14 protein-coding genes are annotated in these 23,690 nt (G+C 60.6%); 12 read left to right on the forward strand and 2 right to left on the reverse strand.

Annotation, left to right across the window (positions count from 1 at the left end; genetic code table 11):
• Positions 1–49: 49 nt before the first annotated feature.
• Both ACOSV0_RS05910 and ACOSV0_RS05915 read right to left on the reverse strand, forming a co-directional pair.
• Positions 50–946: an SDR family NAD(P)-dependent oxidoreductase gene (locus ACOSV0_RS05910; protein WP_434109321.1), complete on the reverse strand. Its 897-nt coding sequence runs from the start codon at positions 944–946 to the stop codon at positions 50–52.
• Positions 947–1,034: 88 nt separating this feature from the next.
• Positions 1,035–1,778, reverse strand: coding sequence for an SDR family oxidoreductase (locus ACOSV0_RS05915; RefSeq protein ID WP_434109322.1), 744 nt, complete (start codon positions 1,776–1,778; stop codon positions 1,035–1,037).
• Between the two features lie 138 nt (positions 1,779–1,916).
• Between ACOSV0_RS05915 and ACOSV0_RS05920 the strand changes: the two genes are divergently transcribed.
• From ACOSV0_RS05920 to ACOSV0_RS05975, 12 genes are all read left to right on the forward strand, one after another.
• Positions 1,917–2,825, forward strand: a complete 909-nt coding sequence (locus ACOSV0_RS05920) for a LysR substrate-binding domain-containing protein (protein WP_434109323.1) — start codon at positions 1,917–1,919, stop codon at positions 2,823–2,825.
• A 263-nt stretch (positions 2,826–3,088) separates the two neighbouring features.
• Positions 3,089–3,394 (forward strand): single-stranded DNA-binding protein, encoded by a 306-nt coding sequence (locus tag ACOSV0_RS05925; protein ID WP_408220842.1) that lies wholly within the window; start codon positions 3,089–3,091, stop codon positions 3,392–3,394.
• 1,469 nt (positions 3,395–4,863) lie between these two features.
• Complete coding sequence (locus ACOSV0_RS05930; RefSeq protein ID WP_434109324.1) at positions 4,864–6,375, forward strand: aspartate/glutamate racemase family protein; 1,512 nt, start codon at positions 4,864–4,866, stop codon at positions 6,373–6,375.
• Positions 6,376–6,717: 342 nt separating this feature from the next.
• Entirely contained in the window at positions 6,718–12,603 is a 5,886-nt protein-coding gene (gene uvrA, locus ACOSV0_RS05935; RefSeq protein WP_434109325.1) for an excinuclease ABC subunit UvrA, read from the forward strand.
• 1,017 nt (positions 12,604–13,620) lie between these two features.
• Positions 13,621–14,283: an energy transducer TonB gene (locus ACOSV0_RS05940; protein WP_434110177.1), complete on the forward strand. Its 663-nt coding sequence runs from the start codon at positions 13,621–13,623 to the stop codon at positions 14,281–14,283.
• Between the two features lie 76 nt (positions 14,284–14,359).
• Positions 14,360–15,265, forward strand: coding sequence for a MotA/TolQ/ExbB proton channel family protein (locus ACOSV0_RS05945; RefSeq protein WP_434109326.1), 906 nt, complete (start codon positions 14,360–14,362; stop codon positions 15,263–15,265).
• Positions 15,266–15,277: 12 nt separating this feature from the next.
• Positions 15,278–15,700 carry an ExbD/TolR family protein gene (locus ACOSV0_RS05950; RefSeq protein WP_434109327.1) on the forward strand — a complete coding sequence of 141 codons (423 nt, stop codon included), beginning with the start codon at positions 15,278–15,280 and terminating at the stop codon, positions 15,698–15,700.
• Positions 15,701–15,853: 153 nt separating this feature from the next.
• A complete protein-coding gene (locus tag ACOSV0_RS05955; protein WP_211617340.1) occupies positions 15,854–16,285 on the forward strand; it encodes an ExbD/TolR family protein in 432 nt (143 codons plus the stop codon).
• Between the two features lie 9 nt (positions 16,286–16,294).
• Complete coding sequence (locus tag ACOSV0_RS05960; RefSeq protein WP_434109329.1) at positions 16,295–17,500, forward strand: tetratricopeptide repeat protein; 1,206 nt, start codon at positions 16,295–16,297, stop codon at positions 17,498–17,500.
• 303 nt (positions 17,501–17,803) lie between these two features.
• Positions 17,804–18,379: a helix-turn-helix domain-containing protein gene (locus ACOSV0_RS05965; RefSeq protein WP_434109331.1), complete on the forward strand. Its 576-nt coding sequence runs from the start codon at positions 17,804–17,806 to the stop codon at positions 18,377–18,379.
• A gap of 378 nt (positions 18,380–18,757) precedes the next feature.
• Positions 18,758–21,499 carry a TonB-dependent receptor gene (locus tag ACOSV0_RS05970; protein WP_434109332.1) on the forward strand — a complete coding sequence of 914 codons (2,742 nt, stop codon included), beginning with the start codon at positions 18,758–18,760 and terminating at the stop codon, positions 21,497–21,499.
• A gap of 223 nt (positions 21,500–21,722) precedes the next feature.
• Positions 21,723–23,684: an extracellular solute-binding protein gene (locus ACOSV0_RS05975; protein WP_434110179.1), complete on the forward strand. Its 1,962-nt coding sequence runs from the start codon at positions 21,723–21,725 to the stop codon at positions 23,682–23,684.
• Positions 23,685–23,690: the final 6 nt, after the last annotated feature.

The raw sequence follows: 23,690 nt of genomic DNA on the forward strand, positions 1-23,690 counted from the left end.
TGGGACGTCAAGGCTCGGCTATCACCTTTGACGTCCTTCGTTGCCATGCTCAACGCTTGATCTTCGCTTCGAGCAGGTCGCCCATGCCGATCCGCCTGGCAAATTCGATGCGCACGCGCTCCGAGACTTCGAGCACTTCACGCGCACCGTCGCCGACGAAGTCGATCACCGAGCGCATCGGCCGCTTACCCGAAGGCAGCGCGACGATCCGCACGATTTCATCGGCCACGGCTTGCGGATCGGCGTCGTCCGGTGTGAGTTCGGACAGACGCTCGCCGATCTGATCCATCACACCGTCATAGCGTGCATACGCGGCGGCGCGCCCGGCATCGGCAGGTTTGCCGGCGCTCGGAAAGTGTGCGGTGCCGCGCGTGAAGGCGCCCGGCACCACGATCGAGGTTTCGATACCGAAGCGCGCAATTTCGTAGGCGAGGGTGACGGCCAAAGAATCCATCGCGGCCTTTGCAGCTCCGTATGGGCCGAGGAAGGGAGGAAAGCCGCCCTTGGTCGTCGTGCTGCTGATCCACAACATCAAGCCGGCTTCCTGCCGGCGCAGATACGGCAGGACTGCACGGTTCACACGTTGAGCGCCGAACAGGTTGGTGTCGAACACCTTCACCATTTCTTCGGGCGTGAATGCCTCGCTCGGGCCGACCACAAGATGACCCGCGTTCTGCATCACCACGTCGAGGCGTCCTTGCTCGCGGACGATCGTCGAGGCGGCTGCATCGGCGGATGCTTGCGACAACACGTCGAGTTCGAGCGGATACAACGGGATGTCCTTCGCTTTGGCGAGCGTGCGTATTTCGTCGGCGCGCGGCTTGTTGCGTCCTTCGATATCGCGCATCGTCGCGTAGACGATATGACCGGCTTCGGCCAACGATTGCGCGCTGAGCTTGCCGATGCCCGTACCCGCGCCCGTCACCAGGATGACGTTCTTCTGCATTTTTCTTCTCCGATTCGTGAAAGTGATGCGACGTTCGTAAGTGCTATGAGAAAGGCTCTTTACGTGCTTTCAAGCTGGATTAACTGGCTTAAGCCACGCCGCCGTTGGCGCGCAGGATCTGGCCATTGACCCAGCCTGCATCGGGACCGGCGAGGAAGGAGACCACCGAGGCGATGTCGTCCGGTTGTCCGAGGCGTTGCAGCGGCGGCATCTTCGCGAAGGTCTGGATCTGTTCTTCGGTCTTGCCGTCGAGGAACAGCGAGGTCGCGATCGGTCCCGGCGCCACCGCGTTGACGGTGATGTTGCGGCCGCGCAGCTCCTTGGCGAACACGTGCGTGAAGGCTTCGACGGCGGCCTTGGTGCCGTTGTAGATTGCGTAGCCCGGCATGTTCAGCGCCAGCGTCGTGCTCGAGAAGTTGACGATGCGTCCGCCGTCGTTCATTCGTGCGGCCGCTTCGCGCAGGGTGTTGAAGGTGCCGCGCACGTTGATGCCGAAGGTCTGGTCGTAGAGCGCGTCGCTGGTGTCGGCGAGCGGCACTGTCTTGAGCACGCCGGCGTTGTTGACCAGCACGTCCACTTTGCCGAGTTGCTGTTCGGTGATCTCGAACATGCGACGCACGTCGTCGGCTTTCGAAACGTCGGCCTTCACCGCGATGGCCTGGGTGCCTGCCGCTGTGAGTTCCGCGACGAGCGCATCGGCTTCCGCCGAGCTCGACGCGTAGTTGACGGCGAGTGCGAAGCCGTCCTTGGCGAGGCGGCGCGCAACCGCTGCGCCGATGCCGCGGGATGCGCCGGTGACGATAGCGACTCGAGCGTTCCTGATCGTGTTCATGATTCGTTTCCTTCTGTGTGGTGAGTGGGTGAAATGAATCATGGTCGCTTTCGTCGCCGAGATAATCGGGCTAGACTTGCCATCATCATTCCATTTGCTTCAACAATTAGCCGGCAGATTGCCGTAAAGGCCGCAACCATGGATCGCTTCGAGGAAATGCGGGTGTTCATACGGATCGCCGAGCGGCAAAGCTTCACGCGCGCTTCGGATGACCTGCAGATTCCGCGCGCCACCGTCACCAATCTGATGAAACGCATGGAGAAGCGGCTCGGTGCGCGGCTTCTCGAGCGCACCACGCGCACGGTCCGGCTCACGCACGACGGCGAAGCGTATTACCGTCGCTGCGTGCGGCTGATTGCCGATATGGAGGAAGCGGAGGGGTCGTTTTCCAACATCGCGCCGAAAGGTTTATTGCGCGTGAATCTGCAGGGCACCCTGGCTCGTCACTTCGTCGTGCCGGCGTTGCCGGCGTTTCTCGCGCGGTTTCCGGACATCGAACTGACGATCGGCGAGGATGACCGGCTGGTCGATCTGGTGCGAGAGGGGATCGATTGCGTATTGCGGGCGGGCAATCTGCAGGATTCGTCGATGGTGGGACGTCGCGTCGCGCAACTGCCGCAAGTGACGGTGGCGAGTCCGGCCTATCTGGAGGCATATGGTGAGCCGGCCGATCCGGCGGCCTTGTCCACGCATCGGGCGGTTAATTACCTGTCCAGCGCGACCGGCAAGCCGGTGCCGCTCGAATTCAGCGTCGACGGCCGCGAGACTGCGATATATCTGCCGTCGGCGGTATCCGTGACCGGCGCCGATCTCTATACAGGTTCGGCGGTGGCTGGGCTCGGCATCGTGCAGGTGCCGCAATACCGGGTGGCGAGTGAACTGGCGTCGGGTCGGCTGAAGATCATTCTCGCGGACTTCCCGCCGCCGCCGATGCCGGTTTCGGTGCTCTATCCGCAGAATCGCCAGTTGTCGTCGCGTGTGCGGGTGTTTGCGCAGTGGTTGCGCGATATTTTCGAGGCGGCTGGGGCGCGGACGGGTTCGCGGTGAACGTGTGAATCTGGCGCAGGTGCGTGACGCATCGCATAGGGTGCGTGTTGCGATGGTGGCTTGAGCAATTGTGGCAATTGCAGTTATCGCGGCAATTGCGGTTAGCGAGGAGTCTGGCGTGCGGTGTGGATTGAGGGCGATTGGTGAGTAATGCGCGAGCGGTTTGTGCTTTCGTGTAAGCCGCGCTGCGTATCGTGGGATCATACGGGCCGTGCTGGGCGATATTGCTTTTTGCACGGTATGGAATAACAGGAGCGGGACCGATGATCGATGGACTGGTGGGCGGGCGCTTGTACGGCGAGGCGCAGATTCGCACGGGGCAGAATGGCAAGCGCTTTGTGACCTGCAAGGTACGGGCGGCCACCAATGATGGCGATACGATTTTCGTCAACGTGATTGCGTTTGATGATGAGGTGCAGACTGCGCTGCTTGCTCTGAGTGACGCAGATAGCGTTGCGCTTAGTGGGGCGTTGACGCCCAAGGTGTGGACCGACAAGAATGGGTTGATCAAGCCTGCTGTGGATATGGTTGCGCATAAGGTGCTTGTGGGGTATCGGGGGGAAGGGTAAGGGGTGGTTTTTTTGCCTGTGCGGCGATTGTTTGTCTGCGTGCCTGCGGTATTGGTCTTTGTTTGATCTGGTTGTCTGCGCGACGCTTATTGTTGTGTGCCTATGGCGTTGGGGTTTGCTTGATTTGTTTGCCCGCGCAGCGCTTGTTGTCTGTGTTTTTATGGTGTTGGCCTTTCCTTGAATTTTTCGTGGTCTATTAGCGTTCGCCCCTGTGCGGGGCAGGCACTTACTTTCTTTGCCGCCGCAAAGAAAGATAAGCAAAGAAAGCGGCTCACACCGCCAGCTTATAAGCGGGGTCCCCGCACAGTTGCGGTAGTGGCGCATCTGGAATCTGTGTTCTCGCACACTCCGCGTTCGTGACAAGGCCGTCATACTTCCGGCGGCGCTGCGCGCGCCGATGCGGTACCTCAGTAAATCCCCGCCCGCCGTTTCATGCGTAGCTGCACCTCACCAGCCGCATGCCGTAGTTGATGCCCGTGGCACTCCATCAGGTCGTTTGCCGTACTCGATGCCTGCGGCACTTTGCCGAGCCACTGGTCATGCTTGATGTCCGTGACATTTCGAAGGGTGGCCTGCTGTTATGAGTGCCTTGGTGCACTTCGTATGCCGTTGGTCCTCGACCCGGATACGTTGGCATTTCGCCAAGGCGAAGCCGATGGCGCCCACCGTGCTCAAAGAGGCCGTGGGTTTGCCCGATGGACCCTTCCGGCGAGCACGTAGTGCGAGGCGGGAAGCATGACTGCTGTGTCACGAACGCGGAGTGTGCGGGAACACCGATTCCAGATGCACCACTACCGTGGCTGCGCGGGGGACCCGCTTAAGAATTAGCGGTGTGAGCTGCTTTCTTTTGCCTACTTTTCTTTGCAGCAGGCAAAGAAAAGTAGGTGCCTGCCCCGCACAGGGGCGAACGCTAATAGACCAATAAGAAAACAAGGAAAGGCCAACGCCACAGGCACACAAAAAATAAGCGTCGCGCAGACAACCAAACCAAACCAAACCAAACAAAGCAAATCCCAACGCCGTAGGCAAACAACAATAACCGCCGAGCAGGCAACCAGACGAGGAAAGGCCAAAGCACCTATCTCAAGGAAATCCCAACACCATAAAAAGCAAAGCGCCGCAGGCAAAAAAAACCATCACCCCCCACCTCTCATGGCGAATCAACGGACTAAAACCGGCCCCCACACACTGCGCAATGATCAAATCGTGATAATGCGGCGACACGGCGCGCGGTATTGTCGAAGTGGCCTAGGTTCGGACGTTCTGCAGTATGGCGGCAGCCCATCTCCATGCCCTGAATAGGGGCAACGCGAATCCCCCATTACAAAATGCGGGCAGGCGTCGCCGTAAGCAAACATTTAGTAAGGACCCAGCCAGGCATAAACCCGCTATTTCGTAATTAACGACATCCGGAAGCCTCAAAAGCGTCCTAATATAGGGCGAAATAAAAACGACGGGGGGAAGCCACTATGTATCGTCATCGTTCGCTGGGCGTTGTGACAGGCGCGTCGCCACTCGCCGGCGTCGACGTGTTGAGCCGGATGACCGCGGCCTGGCGCCGGCGCGGTGCGGCCAGGCCATTCGATTTCGTGCTCGAGCCACAATCGTGGGCGGGACCGGCTTCGCCAGGCGTAGCGAGTGCGCCATTCAAGATCCACGTGCTCGACACGATTCGCGCCTTCGAGAAGCGCGGTGTCGACGCGATCGTCTTGCCGTGCTTTCTCAGTCACACCTTCATCGACGAACTGTCGGCGAACGTGACGCTGCCGATCGCCAACATCATGACGGCACTCGCGGCGCATGTGCGGCAGGCTTTCCCGTCGGTCCGCCGCATCGGCGTGCTGACTTCCGACACGATCCGCGCGAACGGTCTCTTCGAACGCTATTTCGACAGCGCGCAGTTCGACGTGCTGCATCCGCGTAACGAACTGGGCATCGACTGCGTCACGAGCGCCGTGTACGGCGACGGCGGCATCAAAAGCGGTCATCTGTATGGCCGGCCGGTCGAGTTGCTGCGCGCGGCTTGCGCGGATCTCATGGCACAAGGTGCGGAGATCATCCTGCCGGGACTCGCGGAAATCTCCATGGTGTCGCGCGCGCTCGACGCACTGGGGGTACCGTTCGTCGATACCAATCTGGTCTACGCGCGCTATGTGGCGGCAGCGCAATATTCGCAGCCGGAGCGGCGTTTCAAGGTAGGCGTGCTGGGCGGTGTCGGCCCGGCGGCAACGGTCGATTTCATGGCGAAACTGGTGCGCAATACGCCGGCGGCGTGCGATCAGGACCACATCAAGGTGATGGTCGAGCAGAATCCGCAGATTCCGGATCGCACTGAAGCGCTGCTGGGTAAAGGCGACGATCCGACACTCGCGCTCTATGCCGGCTGTAAGGCGCTCGAAGAAGGCGGCGCCGATCTTATCGCGATTCCGTGCAATACCGCGCATGCGTTTGTCGAACGGATTCAGCCTTCGTTGACCATTCCGATCGTCAATATGCTGGCCTGTACCGCCGATTATCTTCGTGAGACTTTTCCTGACCTGCGCGAAGTCGGCGTGCTGGCCACCTCGGGCACGCTTGCGAGCCGGGTCTACGAGAAGGCGCTCGACGCGTGCGGCTTTGTGCAGATCACACCGGCTGCGCCCGCCCAGATCCGGCTCATGAACGCGATTTACGGACCGGCTGGTGCCAAGGCGGGCTACAGGTCCGGCGAGTGCTGCGACGACGTTGCCGCAGCGGTAGACGACCTGGTCGCGCAAGGCGTGCAGGTCATCGTGCTGGGCTGCACCGAGTTGCCGCTGCTGCTGCACGGTTCGACGCTGGCGCGGCCAGGCGAGCGGGCCGCGCGGTTTGTCGACCCGGCCGAGGTGTTGGCAAAACGCTGCGTGGCTTATGCGCTGGGCGAAAGCGGGACGACCCGGGCCGCTTCGGCTCCGGCGGTGCCGGCGATGGGCCGGTTTAACGTGGAAAGCGTCTTCGGCTAGGCACGGCCAGATCCGCCCGATCCAGCTGGTTCCGGCTTGCGCGCGGCGCGGCGGCGCGCAGGAAAACCTTGTATTTCCCCCCCGCCCGCCGCGACTCCCTCCTGAAATGACACAACGCCTGCCGAGCGGCTGATCGGGGCGCGCTCAGCGCCGCCATGCTTGGCCCAAAGCGCTACGAGAACGCAACCGTGCCGTGTCATGGAAAACTGTATAAATATACAGTATAGTATCCCCCCTACAACCCGGTTTTTGGCGTGTCCTTCCGCTAGCCGGGTGTCCCGAACTTGCGCGGTCGCGAGGCGTCCGTGAGAGGTGCTCCACTCATTCAGACGGTCGGAAAAATTGGCATCTAACGGAATTATCCGCATTCGCGGCGCGCGCCAGCACAACCTGAAGAACATCGATCTCGACGTACGAACCGGCGAAATGACGGTCGTTACCGGTCCATCCGGTTCCGGCAAATCAAGCCTCGTGTTCGACACGTTGTACGCGGAAGGGCAGCGGCGCTACGTCGAAACCTTCAGCGCCTACGCCCGGCAGTTTCTCGATCGCATGGACCGGCCGCAAGTCGACCGGGTCGACGGCGTGCCGCCCGCCATCGCGATCGACCAGACCAACCCGGTGCGCAGTTCGCGCTCCACCGTCGGCACCATGACGGAACTCAACGATCATCTGAAGCTGCTCTACGCGCGCGCAGCCGAACTGTTCGATCGCAAGACCGCGCAGCCGGTGCGTCACGACACGCCCGAAACGATCTATGCCGAGTTGCTCGAGCGCACCGCGGAGCATGATCCGCGGCTGGTCGTCACGTTTCCAGTCGAGTTGCCGGAGACAGCGTCCGAACAGGAAGTGGAGCAATGGCTCTCCGCGAGCGGCTACACACGTGTGCAGGCGCAGCGCGAAGTCGATTCGCCCACCGGCAAGCGCAAGCTGCTCGATGTGGTGGCCGACCGCTTTCGCCTGACTTCGGTCGACAAGCAACGCGTGGTCGAGGCCATCGAGGCGTCGCTCAAGCGCGGTGGCGGCCGCGTCAACATTTACGTGCTGCCTGCCGCGCCGGAAGCGCCAGAGACGAAAGAACCCGAGCCGCAAATCTGGCGCTTTTCCACCGGCCTGCACAGTCCGGAGAGTGACCTGCGCTATGCGGATCCGCAGCCGGCGCTGTTCTCGTTCAACTCGGCTTACGGCGCGTGCGAAGTCTGCCGCGGTTTCGGCCGCGTGATCGGCGTCGACCTCGGTCTGGTGATTCCCGACGCGCGCAAGACGCTGCGCGACGGCGCGATCAAGCCGATGCAAACACCGGCCTGGAAGGAGTGCCAGGACGACCTGATGCGTTATGCGGCGAAGGCGGATATCCGCCGCGGCACGCCCTGGGGCGAGCTGACGGACGCGGAGCGCGACTGGGTCATCAACGGCTCGCCGGATTGGAACGGCAAGTGGCAAAGTCATTGGTACGGCGTCAAACGCTTCTTCGAATACCTCGAATCGAAAGCGTACAAGATGCACATCCGCGTGTTGCTGTCGAAGTACCGCAGCTATACGCCATGCGAGACCTGTGGCGGCGCGCGTCTGAAAACGGAATCGCTGTTGTGGCGCCTCGGCAGTAAAGCGAATGCGGACGAGGGGCTGGCGCCGGAAAAGCGCTTCATGCCGCGCGGCGTCGACTGGACGCGTGCGCAACTGGAGTCGTTGCCGGGTCTGACCGTGCACGATCTGATGCTGATGCCGATCGAGCGCATCCGGCGTTTCTTCGACGAAATCAGCCTGCCGAGCGCATTGCTGGACGACGCGCTCAAGCTGCTGCTCGCCGAAGTGCGTACGCGCCTCAAATATCTTTGCGACGTCGGGCTCGGGTATCTGACGCTCGACCGGCAAAGCCGCACGCTGTCGGGCGGCGAGGTGCAACGGATCAACCTGACCACGGCGCTCGGCACCTCGCTGACCAAAACGCTGTTCGTGCTCGACGAGCCGAGCATCGGCCTGCATCCGCGCGATCTGAACCGGATCGTCGAGGCGATGCATCGGCTGCGTGATGCGGGCAACACGCTGGTGGTGGTCGAGCACGACCCCTCGGTGATGCTCGCGGCGGATCGTCTGATCGACATGGGTCCGGGCCCTGGCGAGCGCGGTGGTTCGATCATTTACGACGGCGCGCCGGAGACGATCCGCTCGTCCGGCACGCTGACGGGCGAGTATCTGGGCGGCCGCCGGCATGTGGCGGACGCGGCGCACTGGTCACAACGTCCGGTGGATGACAGCACGCCGCGCATCGTGCTCGAAGGCGCGACCGAACATAATCTGCGCGATGTCACGGTTGAGATTCCGCTGCAGCGGCTCGTCTGCGTCACGGGCGTGTCGGGTTCCGGCAAATCCACCTTGCTGCAGGATGTTTTGCATCCGGCCATGGCGCGACACTTCGGTCTCGCCACCGAATCGCCCGGTGCATTCAGGAGCCTGACGGGCGCCGATCAGGTCACAGACGTGGTGTTCGTCGACCAGTCTCCAATTGGCAAGACCGCGCGTTCGAATCCGGCCAGCTATGTCGGCGCATTCGACGAAATCCGCAAGCTCTTTGCCAAGGCGCCGCTTGCGCAGCAACGCGGCTACGGCCCTGGCATGTTCAGCTTCAACTCCGGCGACGGGCGCTGCCCGACCTGCGGCGGCTCGGGCTTCGAGCATATCGAAATGCAGTTCCTGAGCGACGTCTACCTGCGCTGCCCGGATTGCGATGGGCGCCGTTATCGCGCAGAACTGCTCGAAGTGAAAATCGAGCGTGGCGAGCCGGCGCGTGCTTTGAGCATTGCCGACGTGCTGGAACTGACGGTGAGTGAAGCCACCGCCTACTTCTCGAAGGATGCCGAAGTATTGCGCGTGTTGCAGCCAATCGTCGACGTGGGTCTCGAATACGTGAAGCTCGGCCAGCCGGTGCCCACGTTATCCGGCGGCGAAGCGCAGCGCCTCAAGCTCGCCGGCTTCCTCGCGGAATCGGCGCAGGCGCGCACTGCGCGCAGCGCGAACCAGCCCGTCGCCAAGCGTCTGTTCATGTTCGACGAGCCGACCACCGGCCTGCACTTCGACGACATCGCCAAGCTGATGCGGGCGTTCGGCAAGCTGCTGGCGAGCGGCCATTCGCTGATCGTGATCGAGCACAATCTCGACGTGATCCGTGCGGCCGACTGGCTGATCGACCTCGGCCCCGAAGGCGGCGATGGCGGCGGCAGGGTGCTATGCGCGGGTACGCCGGAAGACGTCAAGCTGTGTCCGGAGTCGCACACTGGCGAGGCATTGCTGCAATACGACCGGGCCATGAACGCGGCGGCCGAACCGGAATCGCAGGGCATTCCGCTGCAAAAGGCACTGACCGCGGCGCGTGCGCGGCGAGTGATCGAAGGCGAGGACGTGGTGCGCATTGTCAATGCGCGCGAGCACAATCTGAAAGCGCTGGACGTGGATATTCCGCACGGCAAGTTCAACGTGATTACCGGCGTATCCGGTTCGGGCAAGTCCACGCTGGCCTTCGACATTCTGTTCCACGAAGGGCAGCGCCGTTATCTCGAATCGCTCAACGCCTACGCGCGCTCCATCGTGCAGCCGGCAGGGCGGCCTGAGGTCGACGCGGTATATGGCATTCCGCCTACCGTCGCGATCGAGCAGCGGTTGTCGCGCGGCGGTCGCAAGAGTACCGTGGCGACCACGTCTGAAGTGTGGCACTTCCTGCGTCTGCTGTATGTGAAGCTCGGTCTGCAACATTGCATTCACGACGGTACGCCGGTCACGTCGCAAAGCGTCGAATCGATTGCGGCGCAATTGCTGCGCGATCACAAAGGGCAGCACGTCGGTTTCCTCGCGCCACTGGTTGTGAACCGCAAAGGCGTCTATACCGACCTCGCGAAGTGGGCGAAAGCGCGCGGCAATACACATCTGCGTGTGGATGGCGAGTTTGTGCCGGTGGACCCGTGGCCGAAGCTCGATCGCTTCCGCGAGCACACCATCGAATTGCCGGTGACCGATCTTGTGGTATCGCCGGACAAAGAAGCGGAGCTGCGCCAGGCGCTCGACCAGACGCTGGAAATCGGCAAGGGCGTCATGCATCTGCTGGCGCCGCTCGACGGTTTGCACGACGCGATCAGCGGCGGCCGTCCCACCGCAAAACTCGGCACAGTAAAGGTACTGTCCACCAAGCGCGCCTGTCCGGTATGCGGCACGAGCTATCCCGAACTCGACCCGCGCATGTTCTCGTACAACAGCAAGCATGGCTGGTGCACCACGTGCGTCGGCACGGGTCTCGCATTGACCCGCGAACAACGCGCGGCATACGACGATACGGTGATGGTGGACGACAACCGCGGCCGCGAGCAGAGTCTGCCTTCCGAGGAGCAGGAACCGGAGGGCCTCGTCGACGAACCGTGTGCGGATTGTGCCGGCACGCGTCTGAACCCAACCGCACGCGCGGTCAGGTTCGGCGAGCAGGCCATTGTCGACGTCGCGCAATGGACGGTGTCAGACACGCGCGCATGGATCGACACGCTGGAGATGAGCGGCCGGGATGCGGAAATCGCGCGCGACGTGGTCAGCGAAATCGGCAGCCGTCTGCAATTTCTGGAGGAAGTCGGGCTCGGTTATCTGAGTCTCGATCGCGCGGCGCCGAGCCTGTCGGGCGGCGAAGCGCAGCGCATCCGGCTCGCCGCGCAACTGGGCAGCAACCTGCAGGGCGTGTGTTATGTGCTCGACGAGCCGACCATCGGCTTGCATCCGCGTGATAACCAGATTCTGCTCAATGCCTTGCGTAAGCTGGGCGAAAAGGGCAATACGCTGGTCGTCGTCGAGCATGACGAGGACACGATCCGGCGTGCCGATCACATCATCGATATCGGGCCGGGCGCGGGCAAGCGTGGTGGCACGCTGGTCGCGCAGGGCAGCGTGGCTGATCTGTCGGCGCAGCCCGACTCGCTGACCGGGCAGTTTCTCGCCAATCCGATCGTGCACCCGTTGCAGCCGCGCCGCGAAGTAGTTGCGCCGACCAAACGTGTGGCGGCGGTGCCGGAGAACTGGCTGACGGTGCATGGCGGCAAGCTGCACAATCTGCAGAACGTCACCGTCGGTATTCCGCTTTCACGGCTGGTGGCGGTGACGGGGGTGAGCGGTTCGGGCAAATCGACACTCGCTCGCGACGTGCTGATGGCCAATTTGCTGGATGCGGTGGGGCGCTCGGTGTTGTCGTCGCCGGCCACACGGCGTGCGCGTGCAGCGGCCGAGACTCAGCCGGCGGCGAACCGGCGTTCGAGTGTATTGGCGCGTACGGCGCCGCGCGCACCGCTGAACGTCACGCATGCATGGCAAGGGTGCGACGCGATCACAGGCTGGGAAACCATCGACCGGGTGCTCGAAGTCGATCAGACCCCGATCGGTAAAACACCGCGGTCATGTCCTGCAACCTACATTGGTGTGTGGGATGCGATCCGCAAGCTGTTCGCCGGCACGCTCGAAGCGCGTGCGCGTGGCTACACGGCATCGCGTTTCTCGTTCAATACCGGTGAAGGTCGTTGTCCCGCCTGCGAAGGGCAGGGCGTGCGCACCATCGGCATGAGCTTCCTGCCCGACGTGAAGGTGCCGTGCGACGTGTGTCACGGGCAACGCTTCAACCCCGAGACGCTGGCTGTCACGTGGCGCGGCAAGAATATCGGCGACGTGCTGACCATGGAAATCGACGAAGCCGTCGAGTTCTTCGCGCCGATCTCGAACATCGCGCATCCATTGCAATTGATGAAAGATGTTGGGCTCGGTTATCTGACGCTTGGGCAACCGTCGCCTACATTGTCGGGCGGCGAAGCGCAGCGTATCAAGCTTGTCACCGAACTGAGCAAAGTGCGCGACGACATCACGCGGCGTGGTCAGAAGCCACCGCACACGCTGTATGTGCTGGACGAACCGACTGTCGGCCTGCATATGGCGGACGTCGCGAAACTGATTCGCGTGCTGCATCGTCTCGCGGATGGCGGTCATAGCGTGGTTGTCATCGAGCACGATCTCGACGTGATTGCCGAGGCCGACTGGATCATCGATCTCGGTCCGGAAGGTGGCGTGGGTGGCGGCACAATCGTCGCTGCTACGGATCCCGAAGGACTATCTCGCGTCGCCGCCAGCCATACAGGCGCCGCGCTGCGCTCTGTACTCGCGCGAACGCAGAACGACACGACTGCGGTCGCGGGCGAAGGAACCAACGGTTGAGGCGGTGAAGCGGTGCAACGCAACGGACTTTGCGCCGCTTCACACCAATCGGCTGGGTTGTTGATTCGCACGCGCCCGCGTTACTCGAATCCAACTGCCGCCTGAATGCCATGAGCGCGTTGTCGAGGTGCCCGGAATGCCAAAGCTGGGCATTATCGATTGCGTCGGCTTTATGTAATATTTAGAATGAATTTGTAATATTAAAATGGCGTAATTGAAATGCGTATTTAGAGGTGTCGTAAATACCGCTAAAAAGAGTTTCAAACGCTGTTTTCCTTCTGCTATCTTCTCGCCGTCGACGTCGGCCTTTGGTCGGCGCTCGATCATCACACTAGACGACCTGTTCGCGATCCGCCCCGGTTCCTATGAAACTGGTGCGAAAGGCCCGCCCATCGGGCTTTTGCGCCATGTGCCGCGGGTGATCCGTCCACAGTTCATGGCGTGTCACGGAATGCCGCAACAGCCGCGGCGTCCCGATTGGCGAGCCGCGGAAGGCGCGCTCGTATCTGCTCGGCACACGCTTATTCTTTTAAAGCGACGCGAATACGGCATTAGTTAGAGTGTTCTCTCTAAACTTAGTATGCTCCCATCAAAAAAAGTTTGACCGTACATTTTTTGTCCTGCTATTGTTGCCTCCCATGAAACGCAGGTGACAATCGCGCAAAAAGTTCAGAAGCCGCAGCGCGCTTCGATCAAATTGTCTCCAGCTGTTTATGCCAGACGGAAATGAACGAGTCGAAATTAATCTATTAGTAGTTCTACTTAGATGGCCGTTCAACTACTGCGAAGTGCCGCCATGGCGTCTCACCGCCGTACCCATGCCATTGCACCAGGTTTGGGCCAAGCAGCATAAATTTTGGACTACAAATCAAAAGCCTGGTCGATGGACGCGGTTGTCTGAAGTGAACGTTGTTGCCGTATGCAAGCGCGCTGCAGTTACAGAAATGGACGGTTCACGCCGGAGGAGTAAAGGTGGGTACGAAAGTCGAAGGGCAATTCCCGGCAGCAACGGCCCGTATGGAGAGGCCAGGACGCCCGCGTGAGTTTGGGCGCAAGCAGCAAAACCCAGTACGCCGCTTCGGCGGTATCGCAGTTGTTCTTCTTCTGCACGTTGTGCTGATCTATGCACTCATCAATGGGCTTGCCACCAAGGTCGTGCAGGTCATCCAGCATCCTATTGAAACGAAAATCATCGAGCCGGTAAAGCCGCCGCCTCCACCGCCTTTGCCCACCGTGCAATTGCCGCCGCCGAAGTTTGCACCGCCCCCGCCGCCGTTCGTGCCGCCGCCGGAAGTGCAGGTTCAGACGCCGCCGCAGCCGACCATCACACATCAGGCCGCACCGGTCGTATCGGCACCCGCAGTGGCGCCCGCGCCGCCGGCACCGCCCGCGCCGAGCAAGCCTGTGAGTGCCGAAGTAGGGGTTGTGTGCCCGAACTCGGATCAGATCCGTTCGTCGATTCGCTACCCGAAGGAAGCGCAGGAAAACAACGTGACGGGTGATGTGCTGATTGAATTCGTAGTCGATCCGCAGGGCCATATTACGAATGAACGTGTTGCCAAGTCGGCGGACGATTCTTCACTCGATCGCGCTGCGTTCAACGCGGTCAAGCAGTTCACGTGCGTTTCCCAAGGCCAGGCTGTCCGTGTGCAAGTTCCGTTCTCGTTCAACTTGAACTGAATTCACAGGCTGTTCGGTACCGGTAGCGATTTATCAGTCTTAGTTTAGAAGTTGTACTAATGAACTTGGAGCAGGCATGAAGAAGCGTACTCTCGCCGCATTGGCGGCAACCATGTTGTTCGCCGTAACCACGGTGGATACCTTTGTGGCACCGCAAATGGCCCATGCGCAAGCTAGCGACGCTACCGCGTCCGCAGTTGCGCCGGCCACCGCCGCACCGCAGACGGCCGCCCCGGCCGCAGACGTTGCGGTACCGCCGCCGGCGCCGGCCACGTCCGAAACCGTCAATAACCCGTACGGTCTCGGCGCACTCTGGAAGAACGGGGACTTCGTCGCCCGCTTCGTGCTGATTCTGCTGGTGCTCATGTCGATGGGTAGCTGGTACATCATGATCACCAAGTTCTTCGAGCAGTTCCGTGCGAACCGCCGTGCAAAGAGTGCCGACGAACAATTGTGGACCGCGCCGTCGCTGGTCGAAGGCGCGAAGCTGCTCGACGAAGCTTCACCGTTCCGCTTCATCGCCGAGACGGCGATCGAGGCAGGCGAACATCATGACGAAGCACTGCTCGAAGCCGTCGATCGCAACACGTGGATCGATACCTCAGTTGAGCGTGCCATCACCAACGTGTCGAATCGACTGCAGGACGGTCTGGCGTTTCTCGGCACGGTCGGCTCGACTGCGCCGTTCGTCGGTCTGTTCGGTACGGTGTGGGGCATTTATCACGCCCTGACGGCAATCGGCATCGCCGGCCAGGCTTCGATCGACAAGGTCGCGGGCCCGGTGGGCGAAGCGCTGATCATGACCGCGATCGGTCTTGCCGTGGCCGTGCCGGCTGTGCTGGGCTACAACTTCCTGGTTCGCCGCAACAAGTCGGTAATGGAGCGTGTTCGTGCGTTCGGCGCACAACTGCACACCGTTCTGCTCGCCGGCAGCCGGCGCTCGGCACGCGCTTCGGCTCGTGAAGCATCGCTGGCCCAATAAGCGGAGTCTGTCATGGCTATGAGCGTTGGGCAGGATGATAACGACGAGGTCATCTCCAGTATCAACACCACGCCGCTCGTCGATGTGATGCTGGTTCTGTTGATCATCTTTCTGATCACGATTCCGGTGGTGACGCATACGGTGCCGGTGCAACTGCCGAAGGAGACGATCCAGCCGCTGCAGACCACGCCCAAAAGTATCGTCATTGCGGTCAACCGCGATGGTGATTTCTTCTGGAACGAGAAGCAGGTGGACGGGCCTACGCTGCTGGCACGGCTGAAAACCGTGTCGGTCATGACGCCGCAGCCGGAGGTGCACGTTCGCGGTGACCAGAGCGCGCGTTATGAATTCATCGGCCGGGTCATTACCGAGTGCGAGCGCGCCGGTATCGCCAAGGTTTCGTTTATTACCGAGCCGCCCGCACGCGGGGGCTAGCTTTGCGTGGGGCCACAGTAGGCGCAGCGTCAACTGTGGTCGACAGCTTTGCATGGGATCGGAGTAAGAGCTTTGCATGGGACCAGAGTAAGCGCTAAAGCGCTAACTCTGGCCGACAGCTAAAGCGCTAACTCCGGCCGACAGGAGATGACAATGGGGATGAACGTATCTTCGGGCGGTGGCAGTTCCGAACCGGATGTGATGGTCGATATCAACACCACGCCGCTGATCGACGTGATGCTGGTGCTGCTGATCATGCTGATCATCACGATTCCGATTCAGACGCACGCCATCAAGATGAACTTGCCGGTGGGCAATCCGCCGCCGCCGATCACGCAGCCAGAAGTGGTGCAGATCGATATCGACTTCGACGGCACCACGACCTGGAACGGTCAACCGGTGCCGGACCGCGCCGCGCTCGAGTCCAGGCTCGCGCAGGTGGCGGCTGAACCGGTTCAGGCGGAAATTCATCTGCGACCCAACAAGCTGGTGCCGTACAAGGATGTCGCGGCGGTAATGGCGTCGGCACAACGACTGGGCGCGACGAAAATCGGCCTGATCGGCAACGAGCAGTACATGCAATAGGAAAGTGGAATGCTAACGATCCATCTACGATTCAAGCACGCTGTTGTTGCTGCCGCTATCGGAGGGCTGTCCGCGCTTGCCATGCTGCCGGCCACGTCTTATGCCGCGGATACCTTGCGACCGGATGTGGCGAAGCCGCTGAACGCCGCGCAGGATCTGTATCGCGCGCACAAGTATAAGGATGCGTTGACGAAGATCGATCAGGCCGACGCAGTTCCTGGCAAAACGGCCTATGAAAGCTACATGGTTCAGGAGATGCGCGGCGCCGCAGCGGTGGCGGCCGGAGAATCCGGTGTGGCCGCTCAGGCCTACGAAACCTTGTTGAGCTCAGGACACCTGACCGGTGCTGACGAGCAGCGCACCACGGCAGCGCTCGCAGGCATCTACTTCCAGCAGAAAAACTACACACAGGCCGCGAAGGTCGCGCAGCGCTATCTGAAGTCAGGCGGCGGCGATCCCGATATGCGCACGTTGCTTGTGCAGTCTTACTACCTGTCAAACGATTGCGGCAGTGTAGTGAGCCTGCTCAAGCCTGGTGTCGACGCGGAAGTGCGTGCGGGTCGCGCACCCGACGAGTCGCAACTGCAATTGCTCGGCACATGCGCGCAGCGCGTGAAAGATGACGCGACGTATCGCAGCACGCTCGAAAAGCTGGTTGCCTATCATCCGAAGCAGTCTTACTGGGACGATCTGTTCAACGCGATCCGCAGCAAACCCGGCTATTCGTCGGCGCTCGATATCGACACCTACCGCCTGCGCCGTGCGACCGGTTCGCTCACCACCGCTGACGATTACATGGAGATGACGCAGCTCGCGATCGTGGCAGGCACCACAGCCGAAGGCAAACAGATCATCGATCAAGGCTTTACGTCAGGCGTTCTGGGCCACGATGCACAAGCAGATCGCGAGAAGCGGCTGCAGGCGCTCGCTGCGAAACGGGCGCAAGCACCGGCCGACCCCGCGAATCCCGTCGCGCCGGTCGACGTCGGTTTCAACCAGGTTTTCGCGGGGCAGACCAAACAAGGTCTGACAGCTATGGATGCGGCAATCGCGAAGGGCGGAATCGATCACCCGGACCAGGCGCAACTGCATCTCGGCGAGGCCTACTACATTGCGGGCGATAAAGCGCGTGCCGTGCAAACCTTCCGTGCGGTGAAAGGTACCGACGGTTCAGCCGACCTCGCCCGTCTGTGGGTGCTGGTGGCGTCGAAGTAACGGCATTCTGTTACCGACATGTCCAAATTTTCGAAGTGCTGTCGAGGTATTCATGCATCGAGCCGGGCGGCACATTCTCGCGGTATGGAGCGCGGGTCTTCGCAAATAGATACGCGTGGTTGCACGCGCAACCATCGCCCGGTTTTCGGCAAGGTTGGAAGTGTCCTGACGATCGCAGTGATTGAGCCACCCATCGCGGCAACTAACCAGACATCTGGCGCATGTCTTAGGGAGGATGTTGCATTCGATAAAACATAGTTTGGTTTTATCAAACTAATTTTGACTACGGGATTCTGTCTTGCTATGGTTTTGCCACTCGATAACAAGGCACAGGTCGCAGTTTCTATAGGAAGTAAAATCCGCGCGCTTCGCCAACGACTCAAGCGCACGCTGGATGAAGTGGCAACCACGGCAGGCATTTCAAAGCCCTTTTTGTCACAGGTGGAACGAGGCCGCGCAACGCCTTCGATTACATCGCTAGTTGGCATTGCTCGAGCGCTAGGTGTGACGGTGCAGTACTTCGTCGATACGCCAACCGAAGACAGGTCGGTGCGTAGAGGGAGTGAACTGAAGTACTTCGGGTTCGACGGAACCGCGAATCTTTTTGGACGGCTGACGAATCTGTCAGTCGGCAGCAAGCTGGAAGTCATTCTCGTCAGGATGCCGGTGGGGCAGAACCCGTCGGAAGTTACGACGCATGCAGGGGAAGAGTTTTTGTACGTGATGAGCGGCCAGATATCGCTCACGTTGGAAGGTACAACGTTTGTATTGCAGGCGGGTGACACCGCGCATTACGAGTCCACCGTGCCGCACGCCTGGTGCAATACCGCCCGCGAAGAAGCGGTGGTTGTGTGGGTGGGCACGCCAAGATTGTTTTAGAAGCCTTTGCTCCATGCTTTCGTTGAAAACGGTCACTCATGATTTTTAAGCATTACTTAATGCCTGGTTCTGGATTGGTCAGATGGAGCGGTACGGTCTGATTCGTCCCAGGAAGTAGTCGATGTGAAAACAATTAGAAAGCGCTGCGCATTTCGTTTGTAATAAATAAGTAGTCCGATGTTAATGTTTATGAAGTGCCCCGTCGTCCTGTCTGTATTGGGTGATTCCGGTGTGCTGTTGACCGGTTTGCCGGGTATCGGGAGGGCGGGTCAGCTTTAACGGAGCGCGGCGCAAATTCGCCGTATATCGAGTGGAGAGGTTCACAAGACCTCTCTTCACACACAGCTGTGGCCTTAATTGACGAGCGGGAAGGGGAAAATGAAACAAAGGGCATTGGCGTTGGCCATCAAAAGAATAATCTGGGCTGAACTGGCATTGTCGGCCGTAATCGCCGTACCGGCGTTTGCACAAAGCCAGCCGGCCACCACCGGGACCGCGGCAGGCGCGACGACGACGGAAAGCACGCCGGCAGCGGCTGCGACTCCGGCATCGGACGCCGCTGCGGCGCCGTCCGCGGACAACAACACCGCGACGCCGACTGGTAAAGGCGTCCAGCAACTGAAGAAATTCGAAGTGACCGGGTCGCTGATCCGCAGCTCCGACAAGGTTGGCTTCAACCAGGTTCAGACGGTTACGCAGAAAGACATTCAGAATAGCGGCGCCACGACCGTCGCCGATTTTCTGCGCGATACCTCGGCCAACTCGGCTAACAGCTGGAGCGAAGGTCAGTCCGGCAACTTTGCTGCAGGCGCTGCCGGTATCGCCCTGCGCGGCCTCAGCGAAAAGTACACGCTTGTACTGGTGGATGGACAGCGCGTTGCGCCGTTCGCGTTCTTCTCGAACAGCGTCGACTCCTTCTTCGACCTGAACACGTTGCCGTTGAATTCCATCGACCGCATCGAAATCGTGAAGACCGGTGCCGTGTCGCAATACGGTTCGGACGCGATCGCGGGCGTGGTCAACATCATCACGAAGCACGACTTCCAGGGCCTGCAACTCGACGGCAGCTACGGTAGCGCCATCAACGGCGGTGGCGGCGCCGGCACGACCAAATTCGGCGTGCTCGGCGGCTTCGGCGATCTCAACTCGGATCGCTTCAACGTGACGGCCGCCGCGAGCTACTACAAGTCGAACGGCTTCACGCTCGCAGACCGCGACTCGACACGTAATCAGGACTTTACCAATCAGGCGGGCGGCCTTTCGTTGCTCGCGCCATCGTACTGGAATATGCCCGACGGCAGCGTGCAGGCGTTGAGCGGCTGTCCGTCCGGCGGTTCGGTGCGCCCTGCAGCCAGCAACTCGCTGACAGCGGGATTGCCTGGCACGGTCTGTGGCTTCAACACCGCGGAAGGCACGTCGATCGCGCCGATGACCGAGCGTCTGAACGCGAAGATTCACGCAGACTTCAAGATCAACGACACGACGACGGCGTTCGGCGACTTCCTGGTCAGCAGCAACTCGACCACGACCAACGACGGTCTGTGGGGGAACGTGGTCGGCAATCCGCAGAACCCGACACTCGTATTGAATCCGCAGACGAAGCTGCTTACCCCGTTTAACACGGTGGTGCCGGCGAGCAACCCGTATAACCCGTTCGGGGTTGCCACACCGCTCACCTATGCTTTCCCGAACTCGGTATCGGAAAAGACGGATTCGACTTACTGGCGCGCGTCCACGGGCGTCAAGGGTTCGTTCAGCCTGCTGAACGACGATTGGGATTGGGCAACATCGATCAGCCACTCGCAAAGCACGGTATCGAATACCTACACGAACCAGCTGAACCCTACCGTACTGACCGACATTTATCAGAACGGGACGCTGAACTTCGCGAATCCGGCGGCTACGCCCAACGCGTTCAACGGGCTGTACACGGACGCGAACAATCTGGGTGTCTCGAAGCTCGATACGGTTGACGCGACGATTTCCACGCCGCAACTCTTCCATCTGCCGGCGGGTGACGTGGGTCTTGGGTTCGGTGCGCAGTTCACGCACCAGAGCGAAGTCCTCACTCCGGGTGGGCCGTTCGAAGATGGTCTGGTCATCAATCCGAATCTCCAGACGGTGAACGGCCAGCGTAACGTTGGAGCCGTGTACTACCAGGTGGACATTCCGATTGTGCGTAACCTGACGTTCAGCCAGTCGGGTCGTTACGACCACTACAGCGATGTCGGCGGTGCATTTTCGCCGCGCTTCGCACTGCGCTATCAGCCGGTTCAGGCGCTCACGATGTACACCTCGTACGACCGCGGCTTCCGTGCGCCGACGTTCGTCGAGAACAGCAAGTCGCAAACGCTGGGTATCCAGGTGGATCCGAATACCGGTCTGAACTACACCTCAATCACGGAGGGTAATCCGAATCTGTCGCCGGAGCACACGCGTAACCTCAACATCGGCTTCCAGTTGTCGCCGACCCGCACAACCGATATCGGCTTTGACTGGTACAAGATTCGCGTCGATAACGTGATCGGGCAGGGTACACCCACGCAGGTTGTCACCGACCCGACCACGGGCGACGTGTTGTACAAGGTCATTCCGTATCAGAACCTCGGCTACCTCGACACGAACGGCTTCGAAGGCACGTTCCGCCAGTCGCTGCCGCTGAAGGCCGCCGGCACGTTCACCCTGTCGGGTGACTGGGCTTACGTGAACAGCTTCAAGCTCGGCTTCGTGGACTCTTCGCCGATAAACGGCGCGGGTAACAACTTCACGCTCACGCAGCCGTTCGGCGGCAGCTTCCCGCGCTGGAGAGGCAATACCACGCTGGATTGGGCGTATCACAAGTTCGACGCTGCGTTGACGTGGCAGTTCACGGGTCCGTACGCGCAGAATCTGGCGGCCCAGCCGAACAAGGTGGGTTCGTACAGCCAGTTCAACCTGATGATGACGTACACGGGCTTCAAGCACTGGACGATTTACGGCGGCATCGACAACATCTTCAACCGTACCCCGCCGTACGATCCGATCTTTGCGAATGGTACGCTGGATCAGAATGGATATGATCAGTCGTTGTACACGTACGTTGGCCGTTTCGCGCAGATCGGCGCAACATACAAGTTCTGATATCCGGCAGTTGATCTGATGGAAGCACCGCTCCGGTTCCGTTCGTGCAAGGAACCGGAGCGGTGTGCTTTAAGCGGCGACTCATCGTACGGCGGCGCAGGCCGCCTGTCGTCGCAATGGGCCAGCGTGCACCGGAAAAGCCAACAGGCTGTACTCGTGCCGCAGGACGAATCGCGCGCAGGTCACGAGCCGGTGCGCACTGTATGGGCTGATGAAAAGAATGATGAATTCCGGACTGCTGCGCCTGCACGACGCGGTTGGATGTTGGCTCGGCGCAGTAGCGCGTCGCGCCGCGAGCGTCCTGATCGCCGTTGTCGCTATGCCTGGCCTGTTAGCGGTATGTGGAGCGATCTCAATGGCGGCGCAGGCGAAACCGTCGATCTCACAGTACGACCAGCCGAAATATCCCGCCGACTTCACGCACTTCGACTACGCGAATCCCGACGCACCCACCAACGGTTCGCTCAGTTTTGAAAACTACAACGAGCTGCAAACGTACGATTCGCTGAATCCATTTCTGGTGCGCGGCGCGCCCGCGCCCGATATCCAGAATCTGATGTTCGATACGCTGATGCAGCGTAGCTGGGACGAACTGGCCTCCGAATATCCACTGATCGCCGACGATGTCGACGTTGCACCGGACCTGACGTCGGCGACGTTCCACATCAATCCTGCGGCACGTTTCTCGAACGGCGACCCGATCACCGCCGCCGACGTCAAATATTCGTACGACACGTTGACGAGTCCGCAGGCATCGCCGCTTTTCAACGCGCAATTTTCGATTATCAAAAGCGCGACCGTAATCGATAAGAACACGATTCGCTTCGACTTCAAGCATCCGGAACGCGATGCGCCGTTGATCGCCGGTGATCTCCCGATCTTTTCACCGAAGTGGGGCGTAGGGGCCAATGGCAAACGTCTGCCATTCGACCAGATATCTTCTATTCCCCCGGTCAGCAGCGGCCCCTATCTGATCGAAGGACGCAAGAACGACAAGCAGATTTCCTATCGCCGCAACCCCGACTACTGGGCGGCGAATCTGCCGTCTCGACGCGGCATGTTCTGTTTCGAGCGCATCTCGTTCAACCTGTACCGCGACCATTACACGCAACTCGAAGCCTTCAAGGCCGGCGACGCGGACGTCATCGTGGAATACAGCGCGACGCAGTGGGCGCGTAAATACGTCGGCAAGAACTTCGACAACGGGCTGTTGAAAAAAGGCGAATTCGCCGACGGTCCCGCGCAGATGCAGGGCATGCTGATGAATTTACGCAAGCCGATGTTCCAGGATGCGCGCGTGCGTCACGCACTGACCATGGCGCTCGACTACGACTGGATGAACCGGATGATGTTCTACGGTCAATACCGGCGTACCAACAGCTATTTCGAAGCGAGTCCGTTCGGCGCCACCGGCATGCCGGGCCAGAAAGAACTGGCGCTGCTCGAACCGCTGCGCGGCAGCGTGCCGCCTGAAGTATTCGGTCCGATGCTGAAGCAACCCGACACGATTCCGCCGAATTCCTTGCGCGGCAATTTGCGCGTCGCGCGCGATCTGCTGGCGCAAGCCGGATGGCACTATCGCGACGGTGCGTTGCGCGACGCCAATGGTACGCCGATGACAATCGAAATCATGGACGACCAGCCCGGCATGGATCGGCTGATCCTGCCATATATGCAGGCACTCGGCATGCTCGGAATTCAGGCTCATATGCGCGAAATCGACAGCGCGTTGTACGAGAAGCGTCTGGATAATTTCGAGTACGACATGACCACCTTCATCTATCCGCCGGTCACGATTCCGGGCGCCGAACTGACGCGCCGCTTCGGTAGTGCGGCGGCCTCCGAAGTCGGCTCGGAAAACTACATGGGCATTCGTTCGAAAGCGGTCGACTCGCTGGTTCACTCCGCGCTTTCCGCCACCAATCTCGACGATCTGGAAGCGGCGACCCGTGCGCTGGATCGCGTGTTGATCTACTCGTTCTACCTCGTGCCGGAGTACTACGCGCCGGGCGCGCGCATCGGCTACAAGACCACCCTCGGCTTTCCGAAAACCGTGCCGAATTCCTACCTGTACGAAGACTGGGTCATCGACTACTGGTACGTGAAAGGGCCAGGCGCACACGCCGCGCCGCTAACGCCAGTGGCTGCTCAATCCGTATCCGCCACGCCGGCCGCCGCCCGTTAAGGACCA

Source organism: Paraburkholderia caffeinilytica, from assembly GCF_051027425.1.
In the GTDB taxonomy this organism is placed as follows: domain Bacteria; phylum Pseudomonadota; class Gammaproteobacteria; order Burkholderiales; family Burkholderiaceae; genus Paraburkholderia; species Paraburkholderia caffeinilytica_A.